General features: G+C 47.0%; 10 protein-coding genes. 9 read left to right on the plus strand and 1 reads right to left on the minus strand.

Annotated features, from left to right (window positions below):
* Positions 1-205: 205 nt before the first annotated feature.
* Complete coding sequence (locus ACFOET_RS10685; RefSeq protein WP_379022391.1) at positions 206-1,087, minus strand: LysR family transcriptional regulator; 882 nt, start codon at positions 1,085-1,087, stop codon at positions 206-208.
* A 95-nt stretch (positions 1,088-1,182) separates the two neighbouring features.
* Here ACFOET_RS10685 and ACFOET_RS10690 point away from each other — a divergent pair, with 95 nt between their 5' ends.
* The 9 genes from ACFOET_RS10690 to ACFOET_RS10730 all read left to right on the plus strand — a co-directional run bounded on the left by ACFOET_RS10690 (position 1,183) and on the right by ACFOET_RS10730 (position 13,481).
* Positions 1,183-2,067: an alpha/beta fold hydrolase gene (locus ACFOET_RS10690; protein ID WP_379022393.1), complete on the plus strand. Its 885-nt coding sequence runs from the start codon at positions 1,183-1,185 to the stop codon at positions 2,065-2,067.
* A gap of 150 nt (positions 2,068-2,217) precedes the next feature.
* Complete coding sequence (locus ACFOET_RS10695; protein ID WP_379022395.1) at positions 2,218-2,970, plus strand: SDR family NAD(P)-dependent oxidoreductase; 753 nt, start codon at positions 2,218-2,220, stop codon at positions 2,968-2,970.
* An 80-nt stretch (positions 2,971-3,050) separates the two neighbouring features.
* The gene (locus tag ACFOET_RS10700) at positions 3,051-3,635 is read left to right on the plus strand and encodes a TetR/AcrR family transcriptional regulator (protein WP_379022397.1); all 585 of its coding nucleotides are present in this window, start codon (positions 3,051-3,053) and stop codon (positions 3,633-3,635) included.
* A gap of 506 nt (positions 3,636-4,141) precedes the next feature.
* Positions 4,142-4,864, plus strand: a complete 723-nt coding sequence (locus ACFOET_RS10705; RefSeq protein ID WP_379022399.1) for an SDR family NAD(P)-dependent oxidoreductase — start codon at positions 4,142-4,144, stop codon at positions 4,862-4,864.
* 43 nt (positions 4,865-4,907) lie between these two features.
* Complete coding sequence (locus ACFOET_RS10710; RefSeq protein ID WP_379022401.1) at positions 4,908-5,366, plus strand: GNAT family N-acetyltransferase; 459 nt, start codon at positions 4,908-4,910, stop codon at positions 5,364-5,366.
* A gap of 168 nt (positions 5,367-5,534) precedes the next feature.
* Positions 5,535-7,154 carry a DUF6377 domain-containing protein gene (locus ACFOET_RS10715; protein WP_379022403.1) on the plus strand — a complete coding sequence of 540 codons (1,620 nt, stop codon included), beginning with the start codon at positions 5,535-5,537 and terminating at the stop codon, positions 7,152-7,154.
* Between the two features lie 223 nt (positions 7,155-7,377).
* Entirely contained in the window at positions 7,378-8,784 is a 1,407-nt protein-coding gene (locus ACFOET_RS10720) for an SGNH/GDSL hydrolase family protein (RefSeq protein WP_379022405.1), read from the plus strand.
* 31 nt (positions 8,785-8,815) lie between these two features.
* Positions 8,816-11,203, plus strand: a complete 2,388-nt coding sequence (locus ACFOET_RS10725; protein ID WP_379022407.1) for a GH92 family glycosyl hydrolase — start codon at positions 8,816-8,818, stop codon at positions 11,201-11,203.
* Positions 11,187-13,481 (plus strand): GH92 family glycosyl hydrolase, encoded by a 2,295-nt coding sequence (locus ACFOET_RS10730; RefSeq protein WP_379022409.1) that lies wholly within the window; start codon positions 11,187-11,189, stop codon positions 13,479-13,481. The genes ACFOET_RS10725 and ACFOET_RS10730 overlap by 17 nt, the downstream gene beginning before the upstream one ends.
* Positions 13,482-13,517: the final 36 nt, after the last annotated feature.

The following is a 13,517-nucleotide window of genomic DNA, read 5'->3' on the forward strand; positions in this document are numbered from 1 at the left end:
TTCGTGTTAGGAACGTCGGACCGGAAAACTATGATTTGATTATTTTGTACTGCCCATCACTTAGGTGGCAGTCCATGGTCTACTGTAATACATGCTTATTTTTCTTTGCATGGCAGCAAAAGTAAGGTTTTTATCAATGGTTTCAAAGTACACGGATTGCGGGACTACCATCCGATCGCCCCAAACGTTTTATAGCCGCGAGCGGTTACATCGGCTCAGCATTCATGGTTGCGCTTGCTATGTCCGCGAAGGCCGTTAACGCCGTTGATCTGGGGATATCATTCCGATAAATCAAATAGGTCTTCATCATCCCGAACTCTTTGGGTAAAGGAAAGGTTCTGATTTTTCTATTGCGATAAAAGGTAGACACAATTTCCCCGGGCAAAAAGCTGAAGCCGATCCCGGATTCGATAAAATTGATTACCCCTTCTATCGAATTCATCACTGTCTTGTGGTAATTGGAAATCCCGTTAAAGACTAGCCAATTTTCCAGTCTTGATCTGAACACACAGTCCTGGTCAAAGACAATTGCTTTTAGCGGCGTTTGCGATAAGATGCCGTTTAAACCTGCGCAGTCGTCGGGCCCTACGGCGACAATTTCTTCCTCCTTAACCCATATTTGCGCTAAATCAAGATGATTCAGCGGTGCTGGCACAAATGCGGCGTCTAATCGGTAGTTAAGCACATCATTTACCAACACGTCTTTCATCGCTGACTTGAATTCCAAATCCACAAACGGATACCGGCTTGCCAGCTCATTCACCAGTTCAGGACCCTTGACCACCAACATTGTTTCCAGAAAGCCTACTTTAATCAGGCCTTTAACCGTTTCCTTTTCGCCAAGCCGTTCTTTAGCCTCTTCGATGAGGCGGTTAATCTGTTTGCTATATCGCAACAGTGTCTCTCCCCCGTTGGTCAATTTCACGTTCCTTGAGGTCCGGGTGAAGAGCGCCGCACCAAATTCCTCTTCGAGCTTTTTTATTCGCGCCGTTACGTTCGATTGCACGGTAAACATTTCTTCTGCGGCCTTGGTGAAACTTTCGTGAAACGCTACCGCCTCAAATAATTTCAGATCATTATCGCTCATTTATCACAAATTATGATTTTTAAAATTGATTTAAATCATTTATAACAATCAAATTTACGCTTTATATTTGAATAATCTCACAAAGCTAATGCGTTATGACACATTCAAACACAAGAAACCCAAGAGCCGTCCACCATCGGACCGCGCAGCTAAACGGCCTGGATATCTTTTACAGAGAAAGCGGTCCGGCAGACGCTCCCGTACTCTTACTGTTGCACGGTTACCCCACTTCATCGCACATGTTCCGCAACCTGATTCCGTTATTAAACGGGCGGTACCGTATCATTGCTCCAGACCTTCCCGGGTTCGGCTATTCGAGCGCTCCAAGCCGGAAAACGTTCACCTATACCTTTGACCGTTTGGCATCAGTCATGCAAGATTTTATTGAGCACCTTGAGTTGACGAAGTTCGCTATTTACGTATTTGATTACGGTGCGCCGACGGGCTATCGTTTGGCTATGTCCAATCCGGAAAAGATAACCGCCATTATTTCACAGAACGGAAATGCGTATGAAGAAGGGCTGGGCGAAGGATGGAAACCCATACAAGCATACTGGGAACACGACACGCAAGAAAACCGGGATGCATTACGAGGGTTCGTCACCTTAGCGGGCACCAAGTTCCAGTATTACACGGGCGTCTCTGACGAATCGCTGATCGCCCCGGAAGTGATCACGATGGATCAGTATTTTCTGGACCGCCACGGGTCGGATGAAATCCAGTTAGATCTTTTACGCGATTATAAAAACAACGTATTGCTGTATCCGAAATTTCAAGCCTATTTCAGCACATGGAAACCCCGTCTGCTGGCTGTCTGGGGAAATAAGGATCCATTTTTTCTGCCGCCCGGCGCAGAAGCTTACAAACGTGACATTCCTGACGCCATCGTAAAATTTTATGATACCGGCCACTTTGCGCTGGAAACACATGCGGCAGAAATAGGCGCTGATATCTTAAAATTCCTGGATTCGTTGTCCTGATTTGCGATCGCCTGACGGTACAGAAAACCGAATGCTGCGTTTCGAAGCGTGTTGTTTTATTTTTATTTGGAACGATTGTTCCAAACGTGTAGATTTGTGGAACGATCGTTCCATAATGGAAGAGCATTTATTAATTCAAAAATGGTAAAAATGAGCAAACTAAAAGACAAAGTCGCAGTTGTAACAGGCGGCAGTTCAGGAATTGGCTACGCAGCCGCAAAAGAATTCGCTGCGCAAGGTGCAAGGGTGGTGATTACGGGCCGCAATCAGACCGCCATTGACCAAGCGGTGCAGGAGTTGGGCAGCCATACCATCGGTATCCGTGCTGATGCCGCAAGTATAACCGATACGGAAAAACTGGCCGCGCAAGTAACCTCCGATTTCGGTAAGGTTGATGTGCTATTCGTAAACGCCGGTGTCGCTTTTCAAGAGCCGATAGGGCAGATTTCGGAGTCCATCTTTGACGAACTCGTCGGCATCAATTTCAAAGGAGCCGTTTTCACGACCGAGAAGTTTATTCCCGTCATGAAAGACGGAGGGGCCATTATTCACATGACTTCGGTCAGTGCATTTACTTTTGCATACGGGACCGCCATATATTCCGCTACAAAAGCTGCACTTACGGCGTATAGCAAGTCTGCTTCCGTAGAGCTGGCAGACCGGAAAATCAGGGTGAATACCGTTGCCCCTGCGATGACGGAAACCCCCGCGATTCACAAGGGGCAATTTGCGGATGATGAGATTCATACGCTTATTAAAAGCAAGTTTCCCTTCAAACGTTACGGAACGCCCCAAGAAGTTGCCAAATTGGTTGCCTTCCTAGCCTCCGATGAGGCTTCTTTTATTTCGGGTGGCGAATTTACGGTTGATGGCGCAGCTTCCGTAAACACATTCCGGATATAATTTTTTTTGCCCATATTTGGAATGATCGTTCCGTAATTTATATCTTTGTAAGGCAATTAATTGCCTTACAAAGATTTTTTATGGCACGAACGAAAGTATTTGATCAGGATGTCATTTTGGAAAAAGCGATGCATGTTTTTTGGCAGAAAGGCTACAACGCTACCTCCGCCCAGGATTTGGTGGACAATCTGGGTATTAGCCGCTCAAGTTTGTATGATACCTTCGGCGACAAGCATTCGCTTTTTATAAAGGCGTTGCAGCGCTATCGCAAAGAACGCATAGACCCTGTTATAAAAGGATTGGATACAGCTGAAGACATAGAAGCTTACGTCAAATACATTTTCGAGACCGTAAAAGTCGAGGCTGTCGGCACAAGCCGGTCAAAGGGTTGCTTTATGGTCAATTCCGCGGTTGAGTTGGCCCCCATTGACAGCGAGGTAGGGGCAATAGCCAATTCCATCATGCATGACACGGAGGAAGCGCTCTGCAAGGCGATAAAGAAGGGGCAGGACCAGGGCATCTTTACAACAAAGTATCCCGCACGTTCAATGGCACGGTTTGTCTTTAATTCATTAAACGGATTCCGCGTAACCATGAAGTTTGATGGCAGCAAAAAAATGTTCGATGATATTGTCAATGTCTGCCTTTCGTTTCTGAAAAGCTGACGGATATTGCATATTTTGCATGTCTACCTCGGAGGTACTATTAACTCTGGACCCTGAAGACCTAAACAAATTCATTACTTCTGCATCACGCGGCGTATGTTCATTGCCGAAAGTGCCAATGGTTACCATTTCAGCAACGCACCTTTGGAACACCTTTTCCATCAAAGCCGCCACCTGCACCCGGAAAGTCTCACACCAACTGGTTGGAAGGCAATTTGGAAACCTACTTCTGTGGTTTATCCCAAAAATTGTTGAAGATGAGCAGCGTTGCTTTGCCGATTTTATCAATATTACATGTTTTTAACGTTTCTCGCGGTAAAGAGAAATGTTGTTTGTTTACTTTTGTCACTGACTTGCAAAAGGTAACAGTGGCATTCGGCCAACAAGGCCAGTTTATGAGGGCAATTCCTATTATTCAAATCTTTCCGATAGGGGAACCGGGCACCGAAAGAAGATAATAGAAAATGGCTGTGCGTCGTATATATTTAAAAAAATCAGAAGGCTTAATGGAGCGAAAAACATACCTGATCTTTGGAGTAAGCAAGGGCCTTGGGAGAGCCATTACACTCAACCTTCCAGATGGAGACGATCAGGTCTTCGGTATTTCACGGAGTGAACCGGACTATCTTTCGAAAACTCCCAATGTCCGTTGGATTTCTGCTGATTTATCCAGTCCGGCCGAGAGCGTCAAAACTCTCAAACAACATATAGGTCATACTAAAATAGACTATCTGATTTATAATGTCGGTATTTGGGAAAGCGATGCGTTTTCGGACGATTATAATTTCGTTACCAATACGCCTGAAGAGGTAATCAACCTTATCCATACCAACCTAACGTCCTGTATTTTGAGCATTCAGTCCATGATTGAGAATCTGAAAAAAGCCGATCAGGCAAAAATAATCTTAATTGGGTCGACCTGGGGATTGGATAATCACAATGGGAAGGAAGTGACGTTTTCTGCAACCAAATTTGCTTTACGGGGTATTGTACATTCGTTACGAGAAAACCTCCGTGGGAACAGAATCGGAGTCTCCGTTTTAAATTTAGGGTATTTAGCGATGGAGAGCCAAGCGGATGGGTTAAAGGATGCGGGTACTGAAAGGACCGCGGTAAAACAGATACCGTTACAAGATGTGATCCTGGCGCTTAAATTTATCATCTCCACTTCAGACGCTAGCTGTGTAAAGGAAATCAATATGCCGGCGATGGATGATAACAACATGTAGCGGCGATACCTTTGAGCTTAGGTCTGTCGTTAAAAATAATGATATGGATGATCTACGTATAGAGAAGCTGCGGGCAAAAGACCTTGCCTATTTTAAAGACCTCATCGGCCTCTTCAAAGACGTATTTGAAATGGAAGCTTTCGAATTGCCGGCAGATGAATACCTGAGCAACCTATTGGCAAATTGCGATTTCCACGTTTTCATTGCGTTACAAGAAGACGCCGTAATAGGGGGACTGACAGCTTACACCCTGAACCAGTACTACTCCACAAAGCCGTTGGCTTATATTTACGATTTGGCGGTGTCACGCCAGCACCAAAGGAAAGGGGTGGGGAAAGCGCTGCTTAAGGCCGCCACAACCTACTTCCGGCAGCAGGGCTATGAAGAGGTTTTTGTACAGGCGGACAAAGCTGATAGCTACGCGATTGACTTTTACCGACAAACAAGCCCTACGGAAGAAGAGGACGTGTCGCATTTTTATTATACGTTACGGAAACAGTAGTGCTGCCCGGCGCAAGATTAGCCGTGCCGGCTTTCAGCGTTCAGCTTTTCCCAATTCGAGTGCCAAACATTATCCATCCCCTCCGTATCCGTTCACGGTCTTTTTTCTACGTATATTTCTTTAGCTTTGCACTTCACAGCAACTTGCCAGCCAATTATTGCTACTGAAATGAAGAGACTGTTATTCATCATAATTGCTGTACTGGGTTCCAGTACGTTTTCCTTTCCGAAGAGCCGGGGCGCTGAAATAGATTCGCTGTTGCAGGTATTGGATAAAACCATCGCAAAACGCACGGTTTACATGTCGGAAAAGGAGCAGAAAATTGACGAAATAAAACGGCTGCTTAAACATGAGCATTCGCCTGAAAAGCGCTTTCAATTGAACACCAAGCTAATAGCCGAATACCAGTCATTTATATGTGATTCTGCACTGGGTTACATAGATCATAATATTCAATTGGCAAAAACCTTGAACAACCGGGAATTTATGGATGAGAGCCGATTGAGATTAGCTTTTGTGCTATCGATATCGGGCTTGTTTACCCAAGCCGCCGAGGTGTTTGATGTCATTGAATACGACGCATTGCCGCATCACCTAAAGGTATTTTATTGTTGGGGTTACATCCGATATAATGAAAATCTGATAAAATATACCGATCATCCGAAGTACGAAGCGGTACATATACGGGAAATTTCGAGATGCAGGGATACATTGATGAACTTGCTTGGAAAGGAGTCGCACACATACCTGAAGGAAAAGTCGTTCAAGCTGAAGGCAGAAGGCGCCTTTGAAGCCTCTGCCGAGATCCAGACAGAATTGTTTAAGAGGGAGCAGGTGGATTCCCACGGGTATGCGATGGCTGCGATGGGATTGTCTATGATTCACAAAGAACTCGGAAATCAATCGTTGCAGGAAAAGTACCTGTTGCTTGCAGCCATAACGGATGTGAGGCTGGCCGTGAAAGAAAACGAATCCTTATTGACGTTGGCTATCTATTTATACGAGCAGGGAGAGGTAGACCGGGCTTACAATTATATCCACGCGGCCCTTGACGACGCAAATTTTTATAATTCTCGCTTCCGGAATGCAGTGATCGCGCGTACGCAACCCAAAATTGAGGCTATGTACCTGGCAAAGATCGAACAGCAACGAAAAAATTTAAGATCTTATGCATTGGCAATAAGCATTTTCCTGATTGTCCTGGTCGTTACCTTGTACTTTCTTTACAAACAGATAAAAACCGTATCGCGAGCCAAGCGGAACCTGAATACCATTAACGAACAATTAGTCTCCGTCAACCAGCGGCTGGATGAGGCTAACTTGATACGCGAACGGTATATCGGCTATTACATTAACCAATGCGCCGTATACCTCGATAAGTTGGACGAGTTCCGGAAAACTGTAAACAGGAAAATCAAAGCCGGACAGCTGGACGAATTACAAAAGCTGAGCGTATCGACGGCTACGCTTGAAAAAGATGCACAGGAATTGTATACGGACTTCGACCGCACGTTCCTGGAGGTATATCCGGATTTCGTGGAAGAGTTCAATGCGTTGCTCAGGGAGGAGGAGCGGTATGTGCTTAAAAAAGATCACCTGAACACCGAGCTCCGCATATTTGCCTTGATTCGACTGGGTATAACAGATGTCAATCAAATTGCTACGTTTCTGAGGTATTCCATACAAACGATTTATAACTATAAAAGCAAAGTGAAGGGAAAAGCCGCTGTCGACATCGATCACTTTGAAGAAAAAGTTAAAAAAATCGGTACGTTTCCTGTCCGATAGATTCTCGTGTATTTACCAACTGCCCGCCGCTAGCTGTTGTTAAGTTGCTAGTTTAAAGAATTTTATATTTTTTAAAAATAAAATTGTCTTACCAAGAGGCCTACTTGCGCATGCAGGTGGGCCTCTTGGTGTATAAATTTGCCGACATGGAAATCAGGTGAAACCTGTATTCCGGCTAACGCTTAACCTTTAAATTATAAACGTTAAAATTATAAGCACCGATATGAACAATCGTCTTTCCGTGATCGCTTGGCTATCCACCATTGTTCCGTTTGTCTTCTTTGTGGGCGCAACGGTACGGGCTCAGGAAATCACTCCGTTCAGAAACGATGACCGGGTCGTTTTTTTAGGAAATAGCATCACCGATGGGGGGCATTATCACGCATACATATGGCTTTATTACATGACGCGATTTCCGGAAATGAAGATGTCGATACAGAACGCAGGGATCGGCGGGGATCGGGTCATCGAAATGGTCAAACGCTTGGATGGAGATGTTTTCAGTAAACATCCCACCGTGCTTGTGACGACGTTTGGCATGAACGATTCAGGTTATCTTGAACATAACGGCTCGGAGCCGGATAAGTTTGCCGATGAGAAAGTAAAGGAATCCGCCGCGGCGTTTCAGGAAATGGAAAAACGGTTTAAGGAACTTAGCGACACCCGGATTGTCTTGATGGGGAGCTCCCCTTATGACGAAGGTGCTGTGATTGAGGGAAATTTACCTTTAAAGGGGAAAAATGCGGCAATGCTCCGCATCGTGGATTTTCAAAGGGCGTCCGCTCAATCAAACAACTGGGAGTTTCTCGACCTTAATCGGCCGATGACACATATCAATGAACGCATCCAGCAGCAAGATCCGGCATTCGCGCTTTGCGGTAGCGATCGTATTCATCCCGACAACGACGGACACATGGTAATGGCGTACCTGTTTCTAAAGGCACAGGGGTTTGCGGGAAACAAGGTCGCCGAAATAATCGTTGACGCCGGTAGTCAAAAAATTGTTTCTGCTGTCAATTGCCGCTTGTCAAACATCAAGAAGACGCCCACGGGTATTGATTTTGACTACAAAGCCAATTCGCTGCCCTATCCGTTGGACACCGTTCCACGGGGGTGGGGCAGTAAAAAAAGTCAATACGATGCCCTGCGGGCCATTCCTTTCATGGAGGAAATGAATCAGGAGCGCTTGGTCGTGAAAGGACTGAAAGGGCAACATAAGCTGTTCATCGATGAAGAAGAAATCGGCATATGGTCTGCGGGAGATTTCGCCCAAGGCATAAACCTGGCGACATTAACCCACACACCTCAATACCAGCAAGCACTGGGCGTCATGTATTTAAATGAAGAGCGATGGGAGATCGAACGCAGGTTCAGGGATTATGCGTGGGTACAGTACAATTTTTTCCAGCCCAGGGGATTACTGAATGCCAATAATCGCCGGGCAATCCAGGTGATGGATCAGCATATTGCAACCGATGGCTGGTTACGGGCAAAAAGAGACTTGTATGCGAAGGCCATGTTGCCGGAGGTCAGGAAAGCCTGGCAGGATCAACAGGGCCAGTTGGTAAGGGATATACAGAATGCGGCGATGCCGAAGACACGGAAATTCCGGCTTGTCCCAATTCGATAACACAAGTAAGGTAGAACAAAGTAACATATTGATGAGACAGTCATTTACGAGGGGAAAGCGGATGGGCTATTGCCTGGGGGTTGTCGTTTTTCTGACCAGCGCCTGCTCGGGCGATAAGGAGGCGGAAAACGTGTCCGCTGCGGACTTTGTAAACCCATTTATCGGGGCAAGTACGAGCGTCGGAGCCGCGGGGGTTTATCACGGGCTCGGAAAAACCTTTCCAGGGGCGACGACGCCCTATGGCATGGTGCAGGTCAGCCCCAATACCATAACCGGAGGAGATAACAGCCCAGGATACAGTTTTGAGCACAAGACCATAGAAGGCTTCGCGTTTACGCAAATGAGTGGGGTAGGGTGGTTCGGCGATCTCGGTAATTTCCTGGTGATGCCCACCACCGGGAAACTGAAAACGATTGCTGGGAAGGAGGATGGAAGTATCGGCGGATACCGTTCCTATTATAATAAGGAGTCCGAGGTCGCCGAGCCGGGCTACTACGCCGTGGAACTCACGGATTATCGAATCAGGGTCGAAACGACTGCCGCCCCCCACAGTGGAATGATCCGGTTCACATTTCCCGAAAATAAGACGTCCCGGATACAGATCGATCTGGCCAGGCGCGTGGGCGGTACGTCCGTTCAGCAGTATATCCGCAAGGTTGATAACCAAACCATCCAAGGATGGATGAAGTGTACACCGGATGGCGGGGGCTGGGGAAATGGCGAAGGAAACGCTGACTATACCGTTTATTTCTACGCGCGTTTCAGTAAGCCGCTGGATAACCATGGCTTTTGGCGGGCCGACATTCCGGATGACTGGCCCCGGAGACGGGACGACGTCGTGAGCGAATCCTATCTCCGACGCGTTGAAAAGGCGGAAATCATCCGGGGACAGACCGAATTGGAAGGAAAGCACCTGGGCTTCTTCTCCGACTTTGAAACGCATGAAGACGAAGAAATTACGTTGCAGGTAGGTATTTCGTTCGTCGATATGGACGGTGCTGAAAACAATTTTAGAAGTGAAATAGAAGGAAAGCTTTTTGATCAGGTACGGGCTGAAGCGTTGGCACTATGGAACCAATCGTTATCGGGTATTAAAGTGCAGGGCGGAACGGATGACCAGAAGACGATATTCTATACCGCGCTTTATCATACGATGATCGATCCCCGGATGTATTCGGATGTCGATGGCCGGTTTATCGGCGGTGACAAACGAATACATGAACGTGGAACGTATACAAGGCGGACCATTTTTAGCGGGTGGGACGTTTTCCGCAGCCAATTTCCGCTGCAGACCCTCATCAACCCCCGACTGGTTAGTGACCAATTGAATTCGCTCATTTCACTTGCCGATGAATCGGGTCGCGGATATTTTGAACGGTGGGAGTTATTGAATGCATATTCTGGGTGTATGATTGGTAACCCGGCGTTGTCCGTGCTGGCCGATGCCTATGTAAAGGGCATTAGGGATTACGATGTGGAAAAAGCATACCAATACGCAGTCCATACGTCAGCGCTCTTCGGCAACGACAAACTAGGCTACACCGGCCCACCGTTTAGCATTTCCAATACATTGGAATACGCGTATACCGATTGGTGTGTTGCCCAATTAGCCGATGGATTAGGTAAAAAAGAGGATGGACAGCGTTTTCGCCAGAAGGCGCAAGCATACCGGAATATTTTCGATCCGGAAAAAGGGTGGTTCCGGCCCCGTCGGAACGATGGTTCCTGGGAAGAATGGCCGGACAGTGCCCGCACCAAAGAATGGTATGGGAGTATCGAATCCAATCCTTATCAGCAAGGATGGTTCGTCCCGCACGATATTCCGGGCATGATTGAATTAATGGGGGGACGCAGTAAGGCGCTGCAAGACCTCACGAATTTCTTCGAACAAACGCCGGACCATATGTTGTGGAACGATTATTACAATCATGCCAATGAACCGGTACATCTCGTGCCTTTTCTCTTTAATCATCTGGACGCTCCGTGGATGACACAAAAGTGGACCCGCCATATCTGCGACAAAGCCTATAAAAATTCTGTGGAAGGCATTGTAGGAAACGAGGACGTAGGACAAATGTCGGCCTGGTACGTACTGGCCGCCGCTGGTATACACCCATCGTGTCCGGGGAATACGCGTTACGAAATAACAAGCCCGCTTTTTGATCAAGTGGAATTTGCATTGGATCCGCAATATTTCAACGGAAAGTCTTTTAAGATCAAAGCCCATCAGAATGCACCTGGCAATGTTTACATCCAAAGGGCATTGCTGAATGGGCAGCCATATAACAAGTGCTATATCGATTTTTACGATATCGTTTCAGGCGGTACACTTGAATTGTTCATGGGGCCCCAGCCTAATCACGATTGGGGGATCACTCAACAGGTAGCTAAAACAGTGAAAAATGGGTTTGAAGATTAAAATATTGCCAGTCGTTTTTTTTACGCTCGCATTTTCTTTTGGGCAAGAACGGGATTTGGTAAAATATGTAAATACCTTACAGGGAACCGATTCGGAGTGGGCGTTATCTTACGGAAACACGTATCCAACCGTCGGATTGCCATTTGGCGTGCACTTCTTTTCTGCTCAGACCGGCAAAAACGGAGATGGCTGGAAATACCAATACAAAGCCAATACCATCCGCGGATTCCAGCAGGTACACCAGTGCAGTCCTTGGATGAACGATTACGCAGTTTTCTCACTCATGCCGGGCCTCGGAAACCTGGTAGTCAACGAAGATGCCCGTGCATTGGCATTCCGTCACGAGCAGGAAGTAGGCAAGCCTCATTACTATGCTGTTCGATTCGATAACGGCATACGCGCTGAAATAAGTCCTGTCGAAAGAGGAGCGCATATGCGCTTTAGTTTTCCCGGCAAGCAAAGAGCATACCTGGTGTTGGACGGGTATATCAAGGATAGCGAAGTAACGATCATTCCAGCGGAGCGCAAGATTGTCGGCTTTGTCAATAACGGCCGTTTTGTTCCCGGAAATTTCAAAAACTATTTTGTCCTTGTGTTCGACAGGGATTTCAAAAGTTTCGGCACCTGGGAAAACACACAGGACCACATAAAGGAAGGTAGCCTGCATGACGCGGGAAAAGGAGTGGGGGCTTATCTGGAGTTCGCCCCTGGGACAACCGTTGAAGTGAAGGTGGCCTCGTCGTATATCGATCCCCAGCAAGCGGAGTTGACCCTCAGACAGGAATTGGGCGATGCCAAAAGATTTGAAACGACAAAAAATAGGGCCTTTGGCATCTGGAATAAATTGCTGAACCGTATCGTGGTGGAAGGGGGGACGGAGGAAGAAAAGGCTACGTTCTATTCCAGCATGTTTCGGGCCAATCTCTTTTCACGGAAATTCTACGAACTGGATGCCAACGGCGATCCCCGCTACTATAGCCCCTACGATGGGAAAATCTATTCCGGCTACATGTATACGGACAACGGCTTTTGGGACACCTTCCGGGCACAGTTTCCGCTAAGCAATATCTTACATCCGGGAATGCAGGGAAGGTACATGCAGTCGTTGCTGGATGCACAACAACAGGCCGGCTTTTTCCCTACCTGGTCCAACCCGGGAATGTCCGGTGTCATGATCGGAAACCATGCCATATCGTTGCTTGCCGACGCTTGGGCAAAAGGAATCCGCACCTTCAATCCTGACAGTGCATTGCAGGCGTATTACCACGAGGTGACCAATAAAGGCCCTTGGGGTGGGTCCAATGGAAGAGAAGGGTGGAAAGACTACTTTACCAAAGGTTACATACCGTATGGTGAAATTCATGAAAGCACGGCAAAGACATTGGAGTATGCGTACGATGATTTCTGCGGTTATCAGCTGGCCAAGGCGGTCGGCAATGATTTTTACCAACATGTGTTTGCTCGGCAAATGTACAATTACAAAAATGTATTTGATCCGAAGGTCAATTTTGTGCGCGGGAGACAGGCACAGGGCGAGTGGCTTCCTGATTTTGATCCTGTCGAATGGGGCGGGCCTTTTACCGAAGCAAATGCATGGCAATATACGTGGTCGGTATTACACGATGTGAACGGTCTCATCAACCTCATCGGCGGTGAAGAGCGATTTAATGCAAAATTGGATTCTTTTTTCACGATGGAGCAGCGTATTGAATATGGAACCTATGGAAGGGAAATTCACGAAATGCGGGAGATGTTACTGGCGGAAATGGGACAGTATGCGCATGGAAACCAGCCGACACAACACGTTCCGTATCTATACAACTTCAGTGGGCAACCTTGGAAGTCACAGAAGCAGGTCCGCATGGTGATGTCGAAGCTGTACAACGCCACCGAAAAAGGATATCCGGGCGATGAGGACCAGGGGCAGATGTCGTCGTGGTATGTATTAAGCGCGCTGGGAATCTATAGTGTTTGCCCGGGAACCGACGAATACGTGATTGGCAGTCCGCTTTTTGAAAAAGCAACGATCACCCTGGAAAACGGAAAGCGTTTTACGATCCGCGCAATCAACAACGGTCCGGAGCAGGTGTATATCCAGTCGGCGCGTCTGAACGGGAAGGTGTACGACAAGAATTACATCACGTATTCGGACATCGTCAACGGAGGCGATATTGAGTTTGTAATGGGCGATACGCCGAATTTTGAGCGGGGAACCCATAGCGAATCCAGACCGTTCTCATTAAGTCCTTTATCGGTAAAAGAAGGTTCGGTACGTTAATCGATTGACAAGACCATTATACTACCCCAAATTATA

Source organism: Parapedobacter deserti (assembly GCF_042646065.1).
GTDB classification, from domain to species: Bacteria; Bacteroidota; Bacteroidia; order Sphingobacteriales; family Sphingobacteriaceae; genus Parapedobacter; species Parapedobacter deserti.